Genomic DNA, 21,732 nt, shown 5'->3' on the forward strand with positions numbered 1-21,732 from the left:
AGAGGAGCCGACGAGCGTCGGATGGCGCATGCTACTCCGCCGCTGTAGGGCTGTATAGCGATGCTGGGCGCTTGCCGTGGCGGTACGTTGGAGCAAAGCGGGCAAGGAAAGTTCGTGGTTTATCCCAGGCCTCAGGGGGCGGTTTGAGCCGCGGGCCCGCTCGAGAGAATGGGCGCTTGGGTGTGGCGGGCGAGCTTCCTATAATGCGCGCCTGCCACGACTGGGGAGTTGCGAGAATGGGGATCGACGAACAACGCTTTGCGGGGGTGGCGCGCCTGTACGGCCGCGAAGGCGCCGAGCGTCTGGCTGCCGCACACGTTGCGGTGGTCGGGATTGGCGGCGTCGGGTCCTGGGCGGCCGAAGCCCTCGCGCGTTCGGGGGTAGGCGAAATTTCGCTGTTCGACCTGGACGATGTCTGCGTCAGCAATACCAATCGCCAGCTGCATGCGCTGGACAGCACGGTCGGCCAAGCCAAGGTCGAGGTCATGGCCGCCCGTATCCGCGCAATCAACCCGGCGTGTCGGGTGCATGCGGTGGCGGATTTCGTGACCCGCGAGACCATGGCCGAGTACATCACCGAGCAGCTCGACGCGGTGATCGATTGCATCGACAGCGTCAACGCCAAGGCTGCACTGATTTCCTGGTGCAAGCGGCGCAAGATCCAGGTGATCACCACGGGCGGCGCGGGCGGGCAGATCGACCCCACGCAGATCCAGGTCGGCGACCTGAACAAGACCTGGAACGATCCGCTGGCGTCCAAGGTGCGCTCGACCCTGCGCCGCGACTACGGTTTTTCCCGCACGCCGGGGCGTAACTACAGCGTGCCCTGCGTGTTTTCCAGCGAGCAGCTGCGCTACCCCAAACCGGATGGAACTGTCTGCCAATACAAGGCCTTTGCCGGCGAGGGCACCAAGCTCGACTGCGCTGGTGGTATGGGGGCGGTGATGATGGTGACGGCGACGTTCGCCATGGTTGCGGTCGCGAAAACCGTGGAGAAACTGGTGGCGGGTACCCGGCGACCTGCAGAGCGGGCGAAATAGGCAACCCTAAGCGTTATCCGCCAGTTCGCGCATGCGCTGCAACACCGCCCTCAAGCCGTTGCTGCGCGATGGCGAGAGTTGGCGGGACAGGTTCAGTTGAGCGAACCAGTCGGCGAGATCGATTTCGTCGAGTTGCGCGCTCGACAGCCCATTGACCCTTGCCAGCAACAATGCGATCAGCCCGCGGATCAGTCGGGCATCGCTGGCGGCGCGGAAGTGCCAGTGGCCTTCCTTAATCTCTCCCACCAACCAGACCTGGCTTTCACAACCGTGCACGCGAGTGTCCTCGTTGCGTTCCTCGGCGGCGAGCGGGGTTAGTCGTTCGCCCCACTGCATCAGCAGGCGTGCCCGCTGCTCCCAGCCCGCGCACGCGATAAACGCGGCCAGGGCCTCCAGCGCGTCGGGAGGCAGGCTCACCGCAACAGCTCCAGGGCTTTATCCAGACCGGCAAACAGGCGCTGCAGGTCGCTTTCATCGTTATAAAGGCCCAGCGACACCCGTATCGCCCCGGCCAGCCCAAGGCGTTGCATCAGCGGCATTGCACAGTGATGGCCGGCGCGTACGGCGATGCCTTGCTCGGTCAGCAGGTGGGCGAGATCAGCGTTGTGCACGCCATCGACGACAAAGCTGGCGAGCGCTACCTCGGGTGTGCCCACTAGGCGAACGCCATCGCGCGCCGCCAGGCCAGCCAGCAACTTGGCATGCAGCGCAGCCTCGTGCTCAGTCACCGCAGCGCCGTCCAGGCTGCCCAGGTAGTCCAGGCTGGCGCCCAGGGCGATCACGCCGCTCACCGGCGGCGTGCCGGCTTCGAAGCCCAAGGGCGCAGGGCGAAACTGCGCGCTGCGGTAATCGGCCTGGGCCACCATCTCGCCGCCGAACTGCCAGTGCCTGAGCTGGCGCAGCGCTTCTGCACGGCTGTACAGAACGCCGACACCGTCCGGGCCATACAGCTTGTGGCTGGAGCAGATATAGAAGTCGCAGGCCAGCGCCTGCATGTCATGGCGACCGTGGACCACGCCCTGGGCACCATCGACCACCGTGATGGCACCCTGAGCGGCCGCCAGGCGTAGCAATTGCTCCAGCGGTTGCCAGCGGCCAAGCACGTTGGACAGTTGGCTGACGGCCAGCAGCTTGGTGCGCGGCCCGATCAGCTGCGCCGCCTGCTGCAGGTCGATCGTGCCGGCGGCATCCAAAGGCAGCACCACCAGTTCCAGCCCACGACGCAGCGCTAGCTGTTGCCAGGGCAGCAAGTTGGCGTGATGTTCCAGCGCGCTGATCGCGACCTCGTCGCCTGGCTGGAAACGGTCTTCGAGGCCATAGGCCAGCAGATTGAACGCCTCGGTGGCGCCACGGGTAAGAACGATCTGCTCGGACGTTTCGGCATTTAGCCACTGCGCCACCTTTACCCGCGTCGCCTCGAACGCCCGGGTCGCCCGTTCGCCTGGCAGGTGCTGCGCGCGGTGCACATTGGCAGCGCCGCTGGCGTAGTAGCCGAGCAGCGCATCCAGCATGATCTGCGGTTTCTGAGCAGTGGCCGCGTTGTCCAGGTAAATCTGGCCTTCTGCCTCAAGGGCCAGAATGCCAGGGAAATCAGCGCGCCAGGGAGAGTGGATAGGCATGGGAAAGCTGCCAAAAACCTGCGAGGGAAAACTGTGGGTCCAGCGCTGTCGTGGTGACAGCGCCGGCCCGGTTTTTCAATTGTGCGCGTGCAGGGCTTCGTTCAATTCGATCGCGGATTTGTGGGTTTTGCACTCCACGGCACCGGTCTGCGAGTTGCGGCGGAACAGCAGGTCGGGCTGGCCGGCCAGCTCGCGCGCTTTCAGCACCTTGACCAGTTGGTTGTCGCCATCGAGCAGCGCCACCTTGGTGCCTGCGGTGATGTACAGGCCGGACTCCACGGTGTTGCGGTCGCCGAGTGGAATGCCGATGCCGGCGTTGGCGCCAATCAGGCAGCCTTCACCCACCGAGATGACGATATTGCCGCCACCGGACAGCGTGCCCATGGTCGAGCAGCCGCCGCCCAGGTCCGAGCCCTTGCCGACGAATACCCCAGCGGAAACCCGGCCTTCGATCATGCCTGGGCCTGCGGTGCCGGCATTGAAGTTGACGAAGCCTTCATGCATCACGGTGGTGCCTTCACCCACGTAGGCACCCAGGCGAATGCGCGCGCTGTCGGCGATACGTACGCCAGCCGGCACCACGTAGTCGGTCATTTTCGGGAACTTATCCACCGAGAAAACTTCCAGCAGTTCGCCTTTGAGGCGCGCTTCCAGTTGGCGCTCGGCCAATTCGCCTAGATCGACTGCGCCCTGGCTGGTCCAGGCAACGTTCGGCAGCAGCGGAAAGATGCCGGTGAGGTTCAAGCCATGGGGCTTGACCAGGCGATGGGAAAGCAGGTGCAGCTTGAGGTAGGCTTCGGGGGTGCTGGTCAATGCCGCGTCTTCGGCAAGGAAGGTCGCGACCAGTGGCTTGTGGCTTTCCGCCAGGCGAGTGAGCAGCGCGGCCTGAATGGGATCGACACCTTTCAGCGCTTCGGCGAGCTCGCCAGCCTGCGTATTGGTGAAAGTGATGGCCTGGTTGCCGCCCTGGTAACCCAGCTTGTCGGCGATTTTGCTCACCAGCTCACTCGATGGGTTGAGCAGCGGCTGGGCGTAGAACACTTCCAGCCAGGTATTTTGACGGTTCTGAGTGCCGACGCCGAACGCCAGGCTGAAAAGGGTAGTGGTCATGCAAGGTTCCTTAACGCGAATTCGAGAGATGCGGTGTTCAGACCAGCTCGGCTGTATAGGCCGCGGGCTTGAAACCAATCAGGGTTTTACTGCCCAGATCCAGCACCGGGCGTTTGATCATCGACGGCTGAGCGAGCATCAACTCAATCGCTTTACTCTGGTCGAGGTCGGTTTTCTGCGCCTCGTCCAGCTTGCGGAAGGTGGTGCCGGCACGATTCAGGACCGTTTCCCAGCCATGCTCGTCACACCATTTTTCCAGGTTGCCCCGGTCGATGCCGAGGGCTTTGTAATCATGCAATTCGTAGTTGACGCCATGCTCTTCCAGCCAGGTGCGCGCCTTCTTCATGGTGTCGCAAGCTTTGATGCCGAACATGCGTAACGCCTTACCCTGCACGGTCGTGCTCCTTGAACGGGTTATCAAGGGCCGGATTATGCCACGGCATCATGTCTGGCTGGTTGCATTGCGCTCCTCAGCCATGGTTTTCGACACCATCTGGAAACAAGAAGGATATGGCAAATTGATTTGAATATGATGTTAAAAGCGTCGATTTGTGTGCGTAAAGACGCTAAAGAGCCGTTTATCGCTCTAGGGTCCTAAGTTGCGTCTCGAAACGTTACCCTTCGGCGGCCTTTTTGTTAGGCGATCAAGGTGATCGTCAACGTTAACTGCCCGCACGTAGTAGCCGGATGCAAGTTGTGCAGGCATGTCCAGCGGATGCATATGATCGATCTCAATCATTGGAATCTGACGATTCCCGAGCAGAATCCTGCGCAGATAATCCACACCAAAGTGATGAAAGCGGGCTACCGCGACAAATACTTCTACCGCACCAATTCAGGGGTGGTGTTCTGGGCGCCGGTCACCGGCTCGTCCACCAAGGGCAGTGAGTTTCCGCGAAGCGAGCTGCGGGAAACCTTCAGTGATGGCAAGCAGCGCAATTGGTACTACAAGGATGGAGCGCACAGTCTGCATGCGTCGCTGACGGTAAAGAGGGTACCGTCGAGCGGGCGCATCGTGGTCGGCCAGATTCACAGCAAGGACAGCTCGAAGCCGCTCCTGAAGATTCTCTATCACCGGGTTGGCGGTACCGGTTACGTGTATACCGAGCTGCGCAAGAAGCCTGGCGATGCCGATAGCCCGGCAGTCATGACCTACACAGGTATGCCGCTCAACCAGCGCTTCAATTATCAAATTGACGTGTCGAAGAAGGGCGAGCTGCGGGTGGAGGTCAGCGGCCTGGTGCACAAAACCCGGATCAACTCGGCATGGGCGAAAAAGCGCCTCTACTTCAAGGCCGGCGTGTATACCCTGGACAACCGGGGGCCCTCAAAGGAAGGTGGCCGTGCCGAATTCCACAGGCTTCGCGTCTCGCATCGGCAGTAGGCTGCGGTGACGCCCTGATAAGGGGCGCTGAGGTTGATCAGCCCTGGCGCACGAAGTCGCGAATGCGCTCGGCCGCTTCCATGCACTCAGCCAGCGGTGCGACCAGGGCCATGCGTACCCGGCCGGCGCCAGGGTTGTTGCTCTGGACTTCGCGCGACAGGTAGGAGCCAGGCACCACGGTGACGTGCTGGCGGGCGAACAGGTCGCGGGTAAAGGCTTCGTCGTCGCCTGGAGTTTTGGCCCACAGGTAGAAACCGCCATCGGGGCGCTGCACATCCAGCACACCCTCCAGAATCGCCAGCACCGCATCGAACTTCTCGCGATAAAGATCGCGATTGGCTTTGACGTGGGCTTCGTCGTTCCAGGCCGCCACGCTGGCCAGTTGGGTCTGAACCGGCATCGCACAGCCGTGGTAGGTGCGGTAAAGCAGGAAGGCCTTGAGGATGTCGGCGTCGCCCGCCACGAAACCGGAGCGTAGCCCTGGCAGGTTGGAGCGCTTGGACAGGCTGTGGAACACCACGCAGCGTTTGAAATCACTGCGGCCCAGCTCGGCGCATGCGCTCAGCAGGCCAGCCGGCGGGTTGCTTTCGTCGAAATACAATTCGCTGTAGCACTCGTCAGCGGCGATCACGAAGTCGAACTCATCGGCCAGGGCAATCAGCTTCTTCAGTGTCGGCAAAGGAATCAGCGCGCCGGTCGGGTTGCCCGGCGAGCAGAGAAAGAGGATCTGGCAACGCTGCCACACCTCACTGCTGACGGCGTCGAAGTCCGGATTGAAGCCATGGGCTTCGAGGCACGGCAGGTAGTGGGGTTGCGCGCCGGCGAGCAGCGCTGCGCCTTCGTAGATCTGATAGAACGGATTGGGGCTGACGACTAAACCGTCCACACCGCGCTGGACCACCGCCTGGGTGAAGGCGAACAGTGCTTCGCGCGTGCCGTTGACCGGCAACACGTGGCGCGCCGGGTCGAGCCAACCGGCTGGCAGGTTGAAGCGTCGGCCGCACCAGCTGGCGATGGCTTCGCGCAGCGCCGCAATGCCCAGGGTTGTCGGGTAGACCGCCAGTTGATCGAGATTGGCACTCAGCGCGGCGGCAACGAACTCGGGCGAGCGATGCTTGGGCTCGCCGATCGACAGTGCAATCGGTTTTTTGTCGCTGGGCGGTTGGGCACTGGCAAGCAGGGCGCGGAGCTTCTCGAACGGGTAAGGCTGCAGCTGGTTCAACGCGTTATTCATGTTTCGTTCCTGGCTACTGCAAGCGCCCGACATTCGAGCCTGCGCTTGTCGCTAATGGCGGAAAGTCGCTGCCGCCACTGTCAAATGCTGATTCGGTTGATGTCGTTCTTTGTCCCGTTAGCATCCGAAAGCTGCAGGACGATGGCTTCCTGCAGGCGGATGCACAGCTCGGGGTCGGACAGCGGCTGGTTGTTGGCGTCGGTGACGAAGAACACGTCTTCGACCCGCTCGCCAAGGGTGGCAATCTTGGCGTTCTGCAGCGAGAGGTCGAAGTCGAGGAAGATTCGCCCGACTCGCGCCAGCAGGCCCGGTCGATCCGGGGCAGTCAGCTCGAGGATGGTCACTGGCCGATGGGCGTCGTTGTGAATGGTCACCTGCGGGGCGAACGCGAAATGCTTGAGCTGGCGCGGCACGCGGCGCTGGATGATGTTCGGGTAGTCATCCGGATTTTTCAGCGCGTCGATCAAACCCTGGCGAATCTGCTTGATCCGCGCGGGATTGTCGCCAATCGAATCGCCTTCGGCTTCCAGCACGATGTAGGTGTCGAGGGTGAACTGGCTGGTGGACGTCAGAATCCGTGCGTCATGGATGCTCAGGTTGAGTTGGGCCATGGCCGCCACGGTCACGGCGAAAAAGTCGTGCTGGTCTTCGGCGTAAATGAATATCTGCGTACCGCCCTCGAACTCGCGCTGGGTGGTTTCCTTGATCAGCACCAGCGGGTTGCCGTCATTGGGGTGCTGGAGAATCGCCTCGGTATGCCAGACCACGTCATTGGCGGTGTGACGCAGGAAGTAATCGTCGCCAAGCTGCGACCACAGCTGTTCAGCGTCGTCCGGGTCGGTGCCGCCGCGAACGAGGATGTCCAGTGCCGCACTTTGGGTCAGGCGGATCTGTTCTTCCCGATCCAGCGGGTTTTCCAGGCCGCGGCGCAGGGCGCGCTTGGTCTCGGTATACAGCTGGCGCAGCAGCGTGGCGCGCCAGGAGTTCCACAGCGTCGGATTGGTGGCGTTGATATCAGCCACGGTCAGCACATACAGGTAATCCAGGCGGGTCTGATCGCCGACCAGGCGGGCGAAATCGAAAATCACCTGGGGATTGGACAGGTCCTTGCGTTGGGCTGTCGTCGACATGACGAGGTGGTTCTGCACCAGCCAGACGATCAGCTTGGTGTCCCAATTGGGCAATTGGTGGCGCACGCAGAAGGCGTGCGCGTCCACTGCGCCGAGTTCGGAATGGTCGCCGCCACGCCCTTTGCCGATGTCATGGTAAAGCCCCGCGAGGTAGATCAATTCAGGCTTGGCCAGCTTACCGATCAGCTTGCTCGCCAGCGGGAATTTTTCCGACATCTGGGTGTTCTGGGTGTACTGCAGTTTGCGCAGGTGCTTGATCAGGTTGAGCGTGTGCGCATCGACCGTATAGATATGAAAGAGGTCGTGCTGCATCTGGCCGACGATCAGGCCGAACTCCGGCAGATAGCGGCCGAGAATTCCGTAGCGATTCATCCGGCGCAGGTTGCGGTGAATGCCCTGCTCGCATTTGAACAGCTCGATGAACAGGCTGGTATTGCGAATATCGTTGCGGAAATCGTCGTCGATCAGGTAGCGGTGATCGCGTAGCAGGCGAATGCTGTCGGCGCAGACGCCATTGATTTCCGGGTGCTGGGCCATCAGCACGAAGATTTCCAGAATCGCGAACGGTGTGCGCTTGAACACGTTGGGGTGGGTGACTTCGATATAGCCGTCGCGCAGCTGGAAGCGGCTGTTGAGCGGCGTGGCCAGGCTGCTTTCGCCTGCGCGCAGAATCTCTTCCTCGAAGTGCTGGTTGATCAGGTCGCTCAGCTCGGCGATGTCCATCACCACTCGGTAGTACTTCTGCATGAAGCGCTCGACCGCCAGCTTAGCGTCACCATCCTGGTAGCCCAGCAGGCTGGCGATGGCGCGCTGGTGGTCGAACAGCAGGCGGTCTTCGGCCCGTCCGGCCAGCATGTGCAAGGCGTAACGTACCTTCCACAGGAAGTCCTGGCTGGAGGCAAGCAACGCATATTCGCTTTCCAGGAGAAAGCCCTGGCCGAGCATTGCGTGAAGATTCAGCGTGCCGAAGTGGCGTCGGGCAACCCAGAGAATGGTCTGGATGTCGCGCAGGCCGCCCGGGGAGCCTTTGACGTTGGGTTCCAGGTTGTACTCGGTGTCGTTGTATTTGGCGTGGCGAGCCTGTTGCTCCTCGCGCTTGGCCAGAAAGAACTGTCTGCTCGGCCACATCTCGGCAGTGCTGGTGACCGCCTGCATGCGCTGGCGCAGGCGCTCCGGGCCGGCAATGGTGCGGCTTTCCATCAGGTTGGTGACAACTGTCAGATCGGCACGGCCTTCTTCCGCGCATTCGGCCACCGAGCGCACGCTCTGGCCGACTTCGAGGCCAATGTCCCACAGCAAGGTGAGAAAGGACTCGATGGGCTCGCGGAAGGTCTCGTGGTCATCGTTATCGAGCAGGATCAGCAGGTCGATATCGGAATAGGGATGCAGCTCGCCACGGCCGTAGCCGCCCACCGCCAGCAGCGCGATAGCCGCATCTTCACTCCAGGCCAGGCGATCCCAGGCTTCGCGCAGGATCTGATCGGTAAACCAGGCGCGGTCTTCAACCAGGCGGCGTACGTCGCGGCCTTCCTTGAAGCGCGCATCCAGCACCTCATGGGCGCGGCGGATGGCTTTCTTGAAAGCTCCGATCGGGCTGGCTTTCAAGGCCAGTTCCGCCTGGAACTGGCCGCGGTCGAAGAGTTCGTGATCTACCTGCGGCATGCAGCGGCCTTCCTTTAATAAGGGCGGCGATCAGGCCGACATGCGTGGAATGGTGTCGTCACTGCGCAAGGTGAAGATCTCGTACCCATCAGCGGTGACCAGAATGGTGTGCTCCCATTGCGCCGAGAGCTTGCGGTCCTTGGTGATAGCAGTCCAGCCGTCGCCAAGCAGGCGGGTTTCGGCGCGGCCCTGGTTGATCATCGGTTCGATGGTGAAGGTCATGCCTTCCTTCAGCTCCATACCCGTGCCGGCACGGCCGTAATGAAGGATCTGCGGTTCTTCGTGAAATACCGCGCCAATGCCATGGCCACAGTATTCGCGCACCACGGAAAAACCGTTCTTCTCCGCGTGTTTCTGGATCACTTCACCGATATCGCCCAGACGCGCGCCGGGGCGCACCTGTTCGATACCTTTATACATGCACTCCTGGGTGACCTTCGCCAGGCGCTCGGCCCACTCCGGCACTTTGCCGACCATGAACATCTTGCTGGTATCGCCGTGGTAACCATCCTTGATCACCGTGATATCGATGTTCAGCACGTCGCCTTCCTTAAGCGGCTTGTCGTTGGGGATGCCATGACAGACCACGTGGTTGATCGAGGTGCAGATCGACTTGGGGAAGCCTTTGTAGTTGAGCGGGGCGGGAATGGCCTGTTGCACGTTGACGATATAGTCGTGGCAAATGCGGTCCAGGTCCTCGGTGGTGACCCCGGGTTTGACATGTTCGCCGATCATTTCCAGCACCTCGGCGGCCAGGCGGCCGGCGACGCGCATTTTCTCGATTTCATCCGGCGACTTGATGGTGACGGTCATAGAAGCTCTCGGGCACGTATCAAAAAAAGAGGGCTATGTTAGCAGCTTCATCGCCTCAAGCCATAAGCGCTCGGCGCCGGCACGCCGGGCCGATGATCTACAGCTGTAGCTTGCGCCTGCCCTTTATGGTATAAAACCCGCCGCTTTACGGGCCACAGGCTCGCAAGCATAAACCCACACACGTATCGACACGGTTTCCTGGGTGCCTTTCGACAGGTTCGAATGGTTGGAAATTGGGATGCGTGGAGGCCTAACCCGACTTATCAAGGAACTATCATGTCCCAAGTCAACATGCGCGATATGCTGAAGGCCGGTGTGCACTTCGGCCACCAGACCCGTTACTGGAACCCGAAAATGGGCAAGTACATTTTCGGCGCGCGCAACAAGATCCACATCATCAACCTCGAAAAAACCCTGCCGATGTTCAACGACGCGCTGTCGTTCGTCGAGAAGCTGGCTTCGGGCAAAAACAAGATTCTGTTCGTCGGTACCAAGCGTTCCGCTGGCAAGATCGTTGCTGAAGAAGCAGCACGTTGCGGCTCGCCGTACGTCGATCATCGCTGGTTGGGCGGCATGCTGACCAACTACAAAACCATCCGCGCCTCGATCAAGCGTCTGCGTGATCTGGAAGTTCAGTCCCAGGACGGCACTTTCACCAAGCTGACCAAGAAAGAAGCCCTGATGCGCACCCGTGATCTGGAAAAACTGGATCGCAGCCTGGGTGGTATCAAGGACATGGGCGGTCTGCCAGACGCTCTGTTCGTGATCGACGTTGACCACGAGCGCATTGCTATCACCGAAGCCAACAAGCTGGGCATCCCGGTTATCGGCATCGTCGATACCAACAGCAGCCCGGAAGGCGTTGACTACATCATCCCAGGCAACGATGACGCCATCCGCGCCATCCAGCTGTACATGGGCGCCATGGCTGATGCAGTAATGCGCGGTCGTAACAACACTGGCGTTAGCGGCGACGAGTTCGTCGAGCAAGCGCCGGCTGCTGAAGCGGCTGAAGGCTGAGTAGTTAACGCCTAGCGTTTACTCAGTACGCAAAAAGGGGGCTAGGCCCCCTTTTTGCCACTTGCAAACCCTGGTCGGCAAGATTGCCTTTTGTGCCCGAGGCAGCGGCCGACAAGCGTGTTTACAGAATTGAACGCCCGCACCGCCGGGTGGAATGGTTAAAAACCTATCCAAGAGGAATTTGAAATGGCAGAGATTACTGCAGCGTTGGTCAAAGAACTGCGCGAGCGTACTGGCGAAGGCATGATGGATTGCAAAAAGGCCTTGACCAAGGCCGGCGGCGACATCGAAAAAGCCATCGACGACATGCGTGCTTCCGGCGCAATCAAGGCTGCCAAGAAAGCAGGCAACATCGCTGCTGAAGGCGCCATCGCAGTCAAGGTTGCCGAAGACGGCAAATCGGCCGTGATCCTCGAAGTCAACTCGCAGACCGACTTCCTCGCTCTGCAGGACGATTTCAAGAATTTCGTCAACAGCAGCGTTGAAAAAGCCTTCGCCGAGAAGCTGACCGATGCCGCTCCGCTGATCGCTTCCCAGGAAGCCGCTCGCGAGGCATTGGTGGCCAAGGTTGGCGAGAACGTCAATATTCGCCGTCTGGCCCGTGTTGAAGGTGACGTCGTCAATGCCTACCTGCATGGCAACAAGATCGGCGTTGTGGTTGTACTGAAGGGCGGCGACGCCGAGCTGGCCAAGGACATCGCAATGCACGTTGCGGCCAGCAACCCGGAATTCCTGCTGCCTTCGGAAGTGTCTGCTGACGCGATCGAGCGCGAGAAGGCCGTGTTCATGAGCCTCAATGAAGACAAGATCAAGGGCAAGCCGGCTGATATCGTCGAGAAGATGGTCGGTGGTCGTATTCAGAAGTTCCTCGCTGAAGCCAGTCTGGTTGAGCAAGCCTTCGTCAAAGATCCGGAAATCAAGGTCGGCGCCCTGGCCAAGAAAGGCGGTGCTGAAATCGTTTCCTTCACCCGCTTCCAGGTAGGTGAGGGCATTGAGAAGCCGGTCGACAACTTCGCTGAAGAAGTAGCCGCCCAACTGGCTGCCAGCAAGCAGTAAGACGCTTTATAGTTGTTGCCCCGAAGAGGCTGCCCGCTTATGCGCGCGGCCTCTTTTTCAAATACGGGTCGGCACGTGTGGTAACTGGCTTGCTGTGCGCATTGCACAATAGGTCGGGAGTACGGTCGAAGTACTCAATGAAAAGCGGGTGGCAACGCCTGGAAGAATTCAAACGCCGCAGGAGAGACTGGTAATGGCTCAGCAGGTGAGTGGTCGTCAACCACGCTATAAACGCATTCTGCTCAAACTTAGCGGCGAGGCCCTGATGGGGTCGGAAGATTTTGGTATCGATCCCAAGGTGCTGGATCGCATGGCGCTGGAAGTCGGCCAGCTGGTCGGCATCGGCGTACAGGTGGGTCTGGTGATTGGTGGCGGCAACCTGTTTCGCGGTGCGGCGCTCTCGGCGGCTGGCATGGATCGGGTTACCGGCGACCACATGGGTATGCTGGCCACGGTGATGAATGCCCTGGCCATGCGCGATGCCTTGGAGCGTTCGAATATCCCGGCCATCGTCATGTCGGCGATTTCCATGGTCGGCGTGACCGATCATTACGATCGGCGTAAGGCGCTGCGCCATCTGAAAACCGGTGAGGTGGTGATTTTCGCCGCTGGCACTGGTAATCCGTTTTTCACCACCGATTCGGCTGCCTGCCTGCGCGCCATCGAAATCGATGCCGACGTGGTGCTGAAGGCGACCAAGGTGGACGGCGTCTACACTGCCGACCCGTTCAAGGACCCGCATGCGGAGAAGTTCGATCGTCTGACCTACGATGAAGTACTCGATCGTAAGCTGGGCGTGATGGATCTGACGGCCATTTGCCTGTGCCGCGATCACAAGATGCCGCTGCGCGTCTTCAATATGAATAAACCCGGTGCCCTGCTCAATATTGTGGTGGGCGGCGCCGAAGGCACTCTGATCGAGGAAGATGAAAAATGATCAACGAGATCAAAAAAGACGCCCAAGAGCGTATGCAGAAAAGCCTGGAATCGCTGGCTCATGCATTCAGCCGCATTCGTACCGGCCAGGCTCACCCCAGCATTCTGGGTGGGGTAATGGTGCCGTATTACGGCTCCGACACACCCCTTAATCAAGTCGCCAACGTGACCGTCAAGGATGCCCGTACCCTTCAGGTCGTGGCATTCGAGCGCAATATGCTGGCCGCGGTCGACAAAGCGATCCAGAGTTCCGGTCTGGGCTTCAATCCGACCAACCTGGGCGAGCTGCTGCTGATTTCCATGCCGGCACTCACCGAAGAAACCCGCAAGGGTTTCACCAAGCAGGCGCGTGATGCGGCTGAAGACGGTCGCGTAGCCGTGCGTAACATTCGTCGTGATGCCTTGAGTCAGCTGAAGGATCTGGTCAAGGAAAAGGAAATCAGCGAGGACGAGGAGCGTCGTGCCGCGGACGATATCCAGAAGCTGACCGATCGGTTCGTCGCGGAAATCGAAGTGGCGGTGAAGCAGAAAGAAGCGGATCTGATGGCTGTTTAACGGCCAGGATATCGTCATGAAGAACACCAGCTCCGCCGCCCAGGTGGCCGTGCCGCGCCATGTGGCGATCATCATGGATGGCAATAATCGCTGGGCCAAGAAGCGTCTTCTGCCAGGCGTCGCCGGCCATAAGGCGGGTGTCGATGCCGTTCGCGCGGTCATCGAGGTCTGCGCCGAGGCCGGCGTTGAAGTACTGACCCTGTTCGCCTTCTCCAGTGAGAACTGGCAGCGTCCGGCCGATGAGGTCGGTGCGCTGATGGAGCTGTTCCTGGGCGCACTGCGCCGCGAAGCCAAAAAACTCAATGACAACGACATCAGCCTGCGCATCATCGGTGACCGTTCGCGGTTTCACCCGGAGTTGCAGGCCGCGATGCGCGATGCCGAGGCCCAGACGGCGGGGGAGAAGCGCTTCGTCCTGCAGGTGGCGGCCAACTATGGCGGGCAATGGGATATCGCCCAGGCTGCGCAGCGCTTGGCCCGTGAAGTTCAGGGCGGCCATCTGCGTCCGGAGGACATTACCCCGGAGCTGCTGCAAAGCTGCCTTACCACTGGCGATTTGCCGCTCCCTGACCTGTGCATCCGTACGGGTGGCGAGCATCGCATCAGCAATTTCCTGCTCTGGCAGCTTGCTTACAGCGAGCTGTATTTTTCCGACCTGTTCTGGCCGGATTTCAAGCACGACGCAATGCGCCGGGCGTTGGCGGATTTCGCAACGCGGCAGAGACGCTTTGGCAAAACCAGTGAACAGGTCGAGAACGAGGCGCGCGCATGCTTAAACAACGAGTGATTACTGCATTGGTATTGTTGCCAATCGCACTGGTGGGGTTTTTCCTGCTCGACGGTGGGCTGTTCGCGTTGTTCATCGCGGCGGTCGTGACCCTGGGGGCGTGGGAATGGGCGCGCCTGGCCGGGTTCGACGGCCAGGGTGTACGCATTGCCTATGGCGCGCTGGTCGCGGCATTGCTGTTTGGCCTGTACCAGGTTCCCGCGCTGGCACTCTGGGTGCTCTCGTTAGGCATCATCTGGTGGGTGGCGGCGACCTTCATGGTCATCGGCTATCCCGGCAGCAGCCGATACTGGGGCAGCGGCGCCGGAAAGTTGTTGATCGGTCTGTTGATCCTGCTGCCGGCGTGGCAAGGTCTGGTGTTGCTCAAGCAGTGGCCCTTGGCCAACGGTCTGATTCTGGCGGTGATGGTGCTGGTCTGGGGGGCGGACATCGGCGCCTACTTCTCAGGCAAGCGTTTCGGCAAACGCAAGCTGGCGCCACGGGTAAGCCCGGGCAAAAGCTGGGAGGGGCTGATTGGCGGCCTGCTCACCAGCATGCTGATAACCGTGCTCGTGGGTTTCTATCGTGACTGGGGGTTGGCTGACTTTATCCTCGCTGTTGCAGGCGCTGCAGTGGTGGTGTTGCTGTCGGTGGTGGGTGACCTGACCGAGAGCATGTTCAAGCGTCAGTCTGGGATCAAGGACAGCAGCAATCTGCTGCCGGGGCATGGCGGCATACTGGACCGGATCGACAGCCTGACCGCGGCGGTTCCCGTATTCGCAGCGCTGCTCTGGCTGGCCGGTTGGGGCGCTCTGTGACGCAGCCGCAACAGATCACGGTGCTGGGTGCTACCGGCTCGATTGGCCTGAGTACGCTGGATGTGATTGCGCGACACCCTCAGCGTTACCAGGCATTTGCCTTGTCCGGCTTCAGCCGGCTGGTCGAGCTGGAAGCGCTGTGCATGATCCACCGCCCGCGTTATGCGGTGGTGGCCAGTGTGGAGGCCGCCCGTGATCTGCAAGGTAGCTTGAGCGCGGCGGGCCTGGGTACACGGGTGCTGCACGGTGAAGCGGGTTTGTGCGAGGTCGCGGCCCATCCCGAAGTCGATGCGGTGATGGCGGCCATCGTCGGCGCGGCAGGGTTGAAGCCGACGCTGGCGGCCGTGGAGGCGGGCAAGAAAGTGCTGCTCGCCAATAAGGAGGCGCTGGTAATGTCCGGCGCGCTGTTTATGCAGGCAGTACGTCGCAGTGGCGCCGTGTTGCTTCCCATCGACAGCGAGCACAATGCAATTTTCCAGTGTTTGCCGGGCGACTATTCTCGCGGGCTCGCGCAAGTGGGTGTGCGCCGCATCCTGCTGACGGCCTCCGGTGGCCCTTTTCGCGAGACCCCGCAGGAGCAGTTGGCTGCCGTTACCCCCGAGCAGGCGTGCGCGCACCCCAACTGGTCGATGGGGCGCAAGATTTCCGTCGATTCAGCCAGCATGATGAACAAAGGTCTCGAGTTGATTGAGGCCTGCTGGCTGTTCGACGCCAAGCCGGCGCAGGTCCAGATTGTCATCCATCCGCAGAGCGTGATTCATTCGCTGGTCGATTATGTCGATGGTTCGGTGCTGGCCCAGTTGGGTAATCCGGATATGCGTACACCTATCAGTCATGCATTGGCCTGGCCTGAGCGAATCGACTCGGGCGTGTCGGCCCTCGACCTGTTCGCGATCGGCCGACTGGACTTCCAGGCCCCCGACGAGCAGCGGTTTCCGTGCTTGCGCCTGTCGCGCCAGGCGGCCGAAGCGGGTGGAACGGCGCCGGCGATGTTGAATGCGGCCAATGAAGTGGCGGTCGCGGCCTTTCTTGAGCGGCGCATTCGCTTCCCGGAAATCGCGAGTATCATCGATGACGTTTTGAATACGGAGACCGCGGTTGCGGTTGAAAGCCTGGAGACGGTGCTGGCGGCGGATTGTCGCGCCCGAGAACTGGCTGAGCACTGGCTTAATCGCCCCCGACGCGGAGAAGCTTGATGAGCGCGCTTTACATGATTGTCGGCACCCTGGTCGCGGTAGGGGTGCTGGTTACGTTTCACGAGTTTGGTCACTTCTGGGTGGCTCGACGCTGCGGCGTGAAGGTGCTGCGGTTTTCGGTGGGTTTCGGCTCGCCGCTGTTGCGCTGGCATGATCGGCACGGTACGGAGTTTGTAGTTGCCGCCATTCCACTCGGCGGCTACGTGAAAATGCTCGATGAGCGTGAAGGCGATGTGCCGCCCGAGCAGGTCGATCAGTCGTTCAATCGCAAGAGTGTGCGTCAGCGCATTGCCATCGTTGCGGCTGGCCCTGTCGCAAACTTCATTCTTGCCATCGTGTTTTTCTGGCTGGTGGCCATGCTGGGTAGTCAGCAGGTGCGGCCAATCATTGGTGCGGTCGAGCCCGGCAGCCTGGCTGCCGAGGCCGGGTTGCAGGCTGGCCAGGAAATCGTGGCAGTCAACCAGCAGGCCACCAGCGGCTGGGCGGCAGTCAATCTGCAGCTGGTTCGGCGTCTTGGCGAGACCGGCACCTTGTCGGTCAGCGTGCTCGAGCCGGGTTCGACGGTCGAGAGCCAGCGGCAGATTGCATTGAGTGAATGGCAGAAGGGCGTCGGCGATCCTGATCCGATCGGGTCGTTGGGCATTCGCCCATGGCGACCCTCCCTGCCTCCTGTTCTAGCTCAGCTCGACCCGGAAGGACCTGCAGCAACAGCCGGCTTGAAGGTCGGCGACCGGTTATTGGCGATTGATGGTCAGCCGCTCGATGACTGGCAGCATTTGGTTGATCGGTTGCGGGTGCTGCCAGGCAAGGCGATTGTGCTGCAGATCGAGCGAGCGCAAGAGCGCCTTGAGTTACCGGTTACTCTTGCTGCCAAGGGCGAGGGCGCCGCGCGCAGTGGCTACCTCGGCGCTGGTGTAGCGGGCGTTGAATGGCCGCCAGAAATGCTCCGTGAGGTAAGCTTCGGGCCGCTTGAAGCGGTCGCCGAGGGTTTTCGGCGGACCTGGGCCATGAGCCTGCTGACGCTCGATTCATTGAAGAAAATGCTCTTCGGCGAGCTCTCGGTAAAAAACTTGAGCGGGCCGATAACCATTGCTAAAGTGGCGGGCGCTTCGGCTGAGTCGGGTTTGGGGGACTTTCTAACGTTCCTGGCCTACCTGAGCATAAGTCTGGGGGTTCTCAATCTGCTGCCAATCCCGGTTCTCGATGGGGGGCATCTGCTTTTTTATCTGGTGGAATGGGCGCGTGGCCGGCCTTTGTCCGACCGGGTGCAGGGTTGGGGGATGCAGATAGGCATCAGCTTGGTTGTGGGGGTGATGTTGCTCGCCCTCGTCAATGATCTGGGTCGACTGTAGCCATTACTGAATTACAAATCTGTCGCCTAGAGCGGCAGATTTTTTTATCGTCAGTTGGAATAAGAAAGGACTTCATGAAACGTCTGCTGCTACCTGCGGTTCTTGCCGCATCGATGATCGCCGAAGTTCACGCCGAGTCCTTCACCATTTCCGATATCCGCGTCAACGGCCTCCAGCGGGTTTCTGCGGGCAGCGTCTTTGGTGCCTTGCCGCTCAACGTTGGCGAGCAAACGGATGACCGTCTGCTTGTGGACGCTACACGTGAGCTGTTCAAAACCGGCTTCTTTCAAGACATCCAGCTTGGCCGCGATGGCGATGTGTTGGTGATCACCGTGGTCGAACGGCCCTCGATCTCCGGTATCGAAATCGAAGGCAACAAAGCCATCAGCAGCGAAGACCTGCTCAAAGGCCTCGACCAATCGGGGCTTGCCGAAGGTGAGATTTTCCAGCGTGCCACGCTTGAGGGCGTGCGCAACGAACTGCAGCGTCAATACGTGGCGCAGGGCCGTTACTCGGCACAGATCGAAACCGAGGTCATCCCTCAACCACGCAATCGCGTGGCATTGAAGATCAACATCAACGAAGGCTCAATTGCCGCCATTCAGCACATCAACGTCGTTGGCAACTCGGTGTTTTCCGACGAGGACCTGATCGACCTGTTCGAGCTGAAAACCACCAACTGGCTGTCGTTCTTCCGTAACGACGACAAATACGCCCGTGAAAAGCTCTCCGGCGACCTGGAACGCCTGCGCTCTTACTACCTGGACCGCGGCTACATCAACATGGACATTTCGTCCACTCAGGTTTCCATTACTCCTGACAAGAAGCACGTCTATGTCACGGTCAACGTGGACGAGGGCGAGAAATACAGCGTCAGCGAAGTGAAACTCTCCGGTGACTTGAAAGTGCCGGAAGAGGATATCAAGGCACTGCTGCTGGTGAAGGAAGGTCAGGTGTTCTCGCGTAAGGTGATGACCACCACCTCCGAATTGATTACCCGCCGCCTGGGTAACGATGGCTACACCTTCGCCAACGTCAACGGTGTGCCGGAGGCAAATGACGACGACAAGACCGTCGCGATCACCTTTGTCGTCGATCCTGGCAAGCGTGCCTACGTCAACCGCATCAACTTCCGCGGCAATACCAAGACCGAAGACGAAGTGCTGCGCCGAGAGATGCGTCAACTCGAAGGTGGTTGGGCGTCGACCTACCTGATCGATCAGTCGAAAACCCGTCTTGAGCGCCTTGGCTACTTCAAGGAAGTCAACGTCGAAACCCCTCAGGTGCCGGGCACCGACGACCAGATCGACGTGAACTACAGCGTGGAAGAGCAGGCCTCCGGCTCCATCACCGCCAGTGTGGGTTTCGCCCAGAACGCGGGCCTGATTCTCGGCGGCTCGATCAGCCAGAACAACTTTCTCGGCAGCGGTAACAAGGTCAGCATTGGCTTGACCCGCAGCGAGTACCAGGAGCGCTACAACTTCGGCTTCGTCGACCCTTACTGGACGGCCGACGGCGTCAGCCTGGGCTACAACGCCTTTTACCGCACGACCGATTACGACGAGCTCAATACCGACGTCTCCAGCTATGCAGTGGACAGTTATGGCGCAGGCGCAACCATTGGTTACCCGATTAGCGAAACTGCGCGTCTGACCTATGGCCTGACGATTCAACAGGACACCATCAGTACGGGTATTTATACCGTCGACGAAATCTTCGATTTCATCGAGGCGGAAGGCGACAGCTACCTCAACCTGAAAGCGTCGATTGGCTGGTCCGATTCCACCCTGAACCGCGGCGTAATGCCTAATCGCGGGCATTCGCAGAGCCTTGTGTTCGAAACTACGGTGCCGGGCAGCGATCTGTCGTTCTACAAACTCGACTACCGCGGTCAAGTGTTCAAGCCGCTGAGCGAAAACTACACGCTGCGCTTCCATACGCAGCTGGGTTATGGCGACAGCTTCGGCTCCACCTCGGACATGCCGTTCTACGAACACTATTACGCAGGTGGTTTTAACTCGGTGCGTGGCTTCGAGGACAGCAGTCTAGGGCCGCGCAGTACACCGAGCGATGGTACTAATCCGGGTACCGAGAATGATCCTGACGATGATCCATTGCCATTCGGCGGTAACGTGCTGATCCAGGGTGGCGTCGAGTTATTGTTCCCGATGCCCTTTGTAAAAGATCAGCGTTCCTTGCGTACGGCTTTTTTCTGGGATGTGGGTAACGTCTTTGACACCGCGTGCTCGGCCCGTGATTGCAGCGGAGTCGATGCTGGCGAGCTGGCGAGTTCGGTTGGTCTGGGGCTGACCTGGGTCACTGCACTGGGTCCGCTGAGCTTCAGCTTGGCCATGCCGATCGTCAAACCGGACGATGCAGATACCCAGGTTTTCCAATTCTCTCTCGGTCAGACGTTCTAAGCAGCTGACCCCAACAACGACAACAGTTTTGCAGGAGTGCATCGTGCGTAAGTTGACCCAACTGGTTTTATTGAGTGCCGCTCTGCTGGCAACTCCAGCATTCGCTGAAATGAAGGTCGCGGTATTGAACTATCAAATGGCCTTGCTCGAATCCGACGCTGCCAAGCGCTATGCGGTGGACGCCGAGAAGAAGTTCGGCCCGCAGCTGAACAAGCTGAAGACCCTGGAAAGCGATGCCAAACGTATTCAGGACCGTCTGGTCAAGGACGGCGAGAAGATGCAGACCGCCGAGCGCGAGCGTCTTGAGTTGGAGTTCAAGCAGAAAGCCCGTGACTTCCAGTTCCAGTCCAAGGAATTGAACGAAGCCAAGGCGGTAGCTGATCGCGACATGCTGAAAACCCTCAAGCCCAACCTGGACAAGGCGGTAGAGGAAGTGATCAAGAGTGGCAACTTCGATCTGGTCCTCGAGCGCGGTGCGGTGATTGATGTCAAACCTCAGTTCGATATCACCCGCCAGGTCATCGAGCGTATGAACAAGCTGCGCTGATAATGGGCGCAGTGCAGTTTTCCCTCGGTCAGTTGGCCGAGCGGTTGGGCGCCACGCTCCGCGGCGCGCCGGATACCCTCATTCGCGGGCTGGCTTCCTTGCAGGATGCCGGCCCCGGGCATTTGAGCTTTCTTGCCAACGCCCAGTACCGCAAGCACTTGACGGGTTGCCGCGCCGGTGCGGTTTTGCTCAATTCTGCAGATGCCGAAGGCTATGTGGGCGCGGCGTTGATCGTGGCCAATCCATACCTGGCTTACGCGCAGCTGTCCCACCTGTTCGATCCGAAACCCCAGGCGGCGACGGGCATTCATCCGACTGCATCGGTTGCCGCCGACGCCCGGGTCGATGGGAGTGCCAGCATCGGCCCGTATGTTGTGATCGAGAGTGGTGCACAGATTGGCCCAGGGGTAACCCTCGGGGCCCATTGCGTTGTTGGTGCCCGCTCGATAATCGGCGAAGGCGGGTGGCTTGCTCCGCGCGTGACCCTCTATCACGACGTGCGTATCGGCAAGCGTGCGGTGATCCAGTCAGGCGCAGTGATCGGCGGCGAAGGCTTCGGCTTCGCCAATGAGAAGGGCGTATGGCAGAAGATCGCGCAGATCGGTGGTGTCAGCATTGGAGACGACGTCGAAATCGGTGCCAACACCACCATCGACCGTGGCGCCCTGGCCGATACCCTGATCGGCAACGGGGTCAAACTCGACAACCAGATCATGATCGCGCACAACGTCCAGGTCGGCGACAACACCGCCATGGCCGGTTGCGTCGGTATTTCCGGCAGCACCAAGATTGGCAAGAACTGCATGATCGCTGGCGGCGTTGGCATGGTCGGGCATATCGAGGTGTGCGATGGCGTGTTCGTCACCGGAATGACCATGGTTACCCGTTCGATTACCGAGCCCGGCGCCTATTCTTCCGGTACGGCCATGCAGCCCGCGGCGGAGTGGCGTAAAAGCGCCGCGCGTATTCGCCAGCTGGATGACATGGCACGGCGGCTTCAGCAGTTGGAAAAGCAGCTCGCCGCGGTGACCCCGAACACCAACGCCTCATCTGATGCCTGAGCCGGCGATCGCT

At 60.3% G+C, this 21,732-nt stretch carries 20 protein-coding genes; 13 read left to right on the forward strand and 7 right to left on the reverse strand.

The window, feature by feature from the left end:
• Positions 1-236 precede the first annotated feature (236 nt).
• Positions 237-1,040, forward strand: coding sequence for a tRNA cyclic N6-threonylcarbamoyladenosine(37) synthase TcdA (gene tcdA, locus ACX0MV_RS13795; RefSeq protein ID WP_458983087.1), 804 nt, complete (start codon positions 237-239; stop codon positions 1,038-1,040).
• A gap of 6 nt (positions 1,041-1,046) precedes the next feature.
• Here the strand turns inward: tcdA and ACX0MV_RS13800 are convergent, their stop codons facing one another.
• From ACX0MV_RS13800 to ACX0MV_RS13815, 4 genes are all read right to left on the reverse strand, one after another.
• A complete protein-coding gene (locus ACX0MV_RS13800) occupies positions 1,047-1,457 on the reverse strand; it encodes a SufE family protein (protein WP_458983088.1) in 411 nt (136 codons plus the stop codon).
• Positions 1,454-2,659: an aminotransferase class V-fold PLP-dependent enzyme gene (locus tag ACX0MV_RS13805; protein WP_458983089.1), complete on the reverse strand. Its 1,206-nt coding sequence runs from the start codon at positions 2,657-2,659 to the stop codon at positions 1,454-1,456. The genes ACX0MV_RS13800 and ACX0MV_RS13805 overlap by 4 nt, the downstream gene beginning before the upstream one ends.
• Before the next feature lie 75 nt (positions 2,660-2,734).
• Positions 2,735-3,769, reverse strand: coding sequence for a 2,3,4,5-tetrahydropyridine-2,6-dicarboxylate N-succinyltransferase (gene dapD, locus ACX0MV_RS13810; RefSeq protein ID WP_458983090.1), 1,035 nt, complete (start codon positions 3,767-3,769; stop codon positions 2,735-2,737).
• A 37-nt stretch (positions 3,770-3,806) separates the two neighbouring features.
• On the reverse strand, positions 3,807-4,142 hold the full coding sequence (locus ACX0MV_RS13815) for an ArsC family reductase (protein WP_458983091.1): 336 nt from the start codon (positions 4,140-4,142) through the stop codon (positions 3,807-3,809).
• A 348-nt stretch (positions 4,143-4,490) separates the two neighbouring features.
• On the opposite strand from ACX0MV_RS13815, the gene ACX0MV_RS13820 reads away from it, so the two are divergent.
• Positions 4,491-5,153, forward strand: coding sequence for a polysaccharide lyase family 7 protein (locus ACX0MV_RS13820; protein WP_458983092.1), 663 nt, complete (start codon positions 4,491-4,493; stop codon positions 5,151-5,153).
• Positions 5,154-5,190: 37 nt separating this feature from the next.
• Here ACX0MV_RS13820 and dapC read toward each other — a convergent pair whose 3' ends face one another.
• The 3 genes from dapC to map form a co-directional block, all read right to left on the reverse strand.
• A complete protein-coding gene (gene dapC, locus ACX0MV_RS13825; protein ID WP_458983093.1) occupies positions 5,191-6,387 on the reverse strand; it encodes a succinyldiaminopimelate transaminase in 1,197 nt (398 codons plus the stop codon).
• Between the two features lie 80 nt (positions 6,388-6,467).
• Positions 6,468-9,179, reverse strand: coding sequence for a [protein-PII] uridylyltransferase (locus ACX0MV_RS13830; protein ID WP_458983094.1), 2,712 nt, complete (start codon positions 9,177-9,179; stop codon positions 6,468-6,470).
• Positions 9,180-9,209: 30 nt separating this feature from the next.
• Positions 9,210-9,992, reverse strand: coding sequence for a type I methionyl aminopeptidase (gene map / locus ACX0MV_RS13835; protein ID WP_458983095.1), 783 nt, complete (start codon positions 9,990-9,992; stop codon positions 9,210-9,212).
• Between the two features lie 276 nt (positions 9,993-10,268).
• On the opposite strand from map, the gene rpsB reads away from it, so the two are divergent.
• The 11 genes from rpsB (at position 10,269) to lpxD (ending at position 21,719) form a co-directional block, all read left to right on the forward strand.
• Positions 10,269-11,012, forward strand: a complete 744-nt coding sequence (rpsB, locus tag ACX0MV_RS13840) for a 30S ribosomal protein S2 (RefSeq protein WP_458983096.1) — start codon at positions 10,269-10,271, stop codon at positions 11,010-11,012.
• A gap of 186 nt (positions 11,013-11,198) precedes the next feature.
• On the forward strand, positions 11,199-12,068 hold the full coding sequence (gene tsf / locus ACX0MV_RS13845) for a translation elongation factor Ts (RefSeq protein WP_458983097.1): 870 nt from the start codon (positions 11,199-11,201) through the stop codon (positions 12,066-12,068).
• Between the two features lie 193 nt (positions 12,069-12,261).
• On the forward strand, positions 12,262-13,005 hold the full coding sequence (gene pyrH, locus ACX0MV_RS13850) for a UMP kinase (protein ID WP_458983098.1): 744 nt from the start codon (positions 12,262-12,264) through the stop codon (positions 13,003-13,005).
• Positions 13,002-13,559 (forward strand): ribosome recycling factor, encoded by a 558-nt coding sequence (frr, locus tag ACX0MV_RS13855; protein WP_458983099.1) that lies wholly within the window; start codon positions 13,002-13,004, stop codon positions 13,557-13,559. The genes pyrH and frr overlap by 4 nt, the downstream gene beginning before the upstream one ends.
• A 16-nt stretch (positions 13,560-13,575) precedes the next feature.
• Positions 13,576-14,346, forward strand: coding sequence for a polyprenyl diphosphate synthase (uppS, locus tag ACX0MV_RS13860; protein ID WP_458983100.1), 771 nt, complete (start codon positions 13,576-13,578; stop codon positions 14,344-14,346).
• Positions 14,328-15,143, forward strand: a complete 816-nt coding sequence (locus tag ACX0MV_RS13865; protein ID WP_458983101.1) for a phosphatidate cytidylyltransferase — start codon at positions 14,328-14,330, stop codon at positions 15,141-15,143. The genes uppS and ACX0MV_RS13865 overlap by 19 nt, the downstream gene beginning before the upstream one ends.
• Entirely contained in the window at positions 15,140-16,339 is a 1,200-nt protein-coding gene (gene ispC / locus ACX0MV_RS13870) for a 1-deoxy-D-xylulose-5-phosphate reductoisomerase (protein WP_458983102.1), read from the forward strand. The genes ACX0MV_RS13865 and ispC overlap by 4 nt, the downstream gene beginning before the upstream one ends.
• Positions 16,339-17,691: a sigma E protease regulator RseP gene (gene rseP, locus ACX0MV_RS13875; protein WP_458983103.1), complete on the forward strand. Its 1,353-nt coding sequence runs from the start codon at positions 16,339-16,341 to the stop codon at positions 17,689-17,691. Before ispC ends, rseP begins: the two co-directional genes overlap by 1 nt.
• Positions 17,692-17,765: 74 nt before the next feature.
• On the forward strand, positions 17,766-20,111 hold the full coding sequence (bamA, locus tag ACX0MV_RS13880) for an outer membrane protein assembly factor BamA (protein WP_458983104.1): 2,346 nt from the start codon (positions 17,766-17,768) through the stop codon (positions 20,109-20,111).
• A 43-nt stretch (positions 20,112-20,154) separates the two neighbouring features.
• Positions 20,155-20,658 carry an OmpH/Skp family outer membrane protein gene (locus ACX0MV_RS13885; RefSeq protein ID WP_458983105.1) on the forward strand — a complete coding sequence of 168 codons (504 nt, stop codon included), beginning with the start codon at positions 20,155-20,157 and terminating at the stop codon, positions 20,656-20,658.
• A 2-nt stretch (positions 20,659-20,660) separates the two neighbouring features.
• The gene (lpxD, locus tag ACX0MV_RS13890; RefSeq protein WP_458983106.1) at positions 20,661-21,719 is read left to right on the forward strand and encodes a UDP-3-O-(3-hydroxymyristoyl)glucosamine N-acyltransferase; all 1,059 of its coding nucleotides are present in this window, start codon (positions 20,661-20,663) and stop codon (positions 21,717-21,719) included.
• The last annotated feature ends 13 nt before the right edge of the window (positions 21,720-21,732 follow it).

Source organism: Pseudomonas cistanchae, assembly GCF_054483635.1.

What these genes read in the sequence shown, in the direction of transcription:
- tcdA (WP_458983087.1), top strand. Translation starts at nt 237, where the DNA reads ATGGGGATCGACGAACAACGCTTTGCGGGGGTGGCGCGCCTGTACGGC.
- ACX0MV_RS13805 (WP_458983089.1), bottom strand. Translation starts at nt 2,659, where the DNA reads ATGCCTATCCACTCTCCCTGGCGCGCTGATTTCCCTGGCATTCTGGCC.
- dapD (WP_458983090.1), bottom strand. Translation starts at nt 3,769, where the DNA reads ATGACCACTACCCTTTTCAGCCTGGCGTTCGGCGTCGGCACTCAGAAC.
- ACX0MV_RS13815 (WP_458983091.1), bottom strand. Translation starts at nt 4,142, where the DNA reads ATGTTCGGCATCAAAGCTTGCGACACCATGAAGAAGGCGCGCACCTGG.
- ACX0MV_RS13820 (WP_458983092.1), top strand. Translation starts at nt 4,491, where the DNA reads ATGATCGATCTCAATCATTGGAATCTGACGATTCCCGAGCAGAATCCT.
- dapC (WP_458983093.1), bottom strand. Translation starts at nt 6,387, where the DNA reads ATGAATAACGCGTTGAACCAGCTGCAGCCTTACCCGTTCGAGAAGCTC.
- ACX0MV_RS13830 (WP_458983094.1), bottom strand. Translation starts at nt 9,179, where the DNA reads ATGCCGCAGGTAGATCACGAACTCTTCGACCGCGGCCAGTTCCAGGCG.
- map (WP_458983095.1), bottom strand. Translation starts at nt 9,992, where the DNA reads ATGACCGTCACCATCAAGTCGCCGGATGAAATCGAGAAAATGCGCGTC.
- rpsB (WP_458983096.1), top strand. Translation starts at nt 10,269, where the DNA reads ATGTCCCAAGTCAACATGCGCGATATGCTGAAGGCCGGTGTGCACTTC.
- tsf (WP_458983097.1), top strand. Translation starts at nt 11,199, where the DNA reads ATGGCAGAGATTACTGCAGCGTTGGTCAAAGAACTGCGCGAGCGTACT.
- pyrH (WP_458983098.1), top strand. Translation starts at nt 12,262, where the DNA reads ATGGCTCAGCAGGTGAGTGGTCGTCAACCACGCTATAAACGCATTCTG.
- frr (WP_458983099.1), top strand. Translation starts at nt 13,002, where the DNA reads ATGATCAACGAGATCAAAAAAGACGCCCAAGAGCGTATGCAGAAAAGC.
- uppS (WP_458983100.1), top strand. Translation starts at nt 13,576, where the DNA reads ATGAAGAACACCAGCTCCGCCGCCCAGGTGGCCGTGCCGCGCCATGTG.
- ACX0MV_RS13865 (WP_458983101.1), top strand. Translation starts at nt 14,328, where the DNA reads ATGCTTAAACAACGAGTGATTACTGCATTGGTATTGTTGCCAATCGCA.
- rseP (WP_458983103.1), top strand. Translation starts at nt 16,339, where the DNA reads ATGAGCGCGCTTTACATGATTGTCGGCACCCTGGTCGCGGTAGGGGTG.
- bamA (WP_458983104.1), top strand. Translation starts at nt 17,766, where the DNA reads ATGAAACGTCTGCTGCTACCTGCGGTTCTTGCCGCATCGATGATCGCC.
- lpxD (WP_458983106.1), top strand. Translation starts at nt 20,661, where the DNA reads ATGGGCGCAGTGCAGTTTTCCCTCGGTCAGTTGGCCGAGCGGTTGGGC.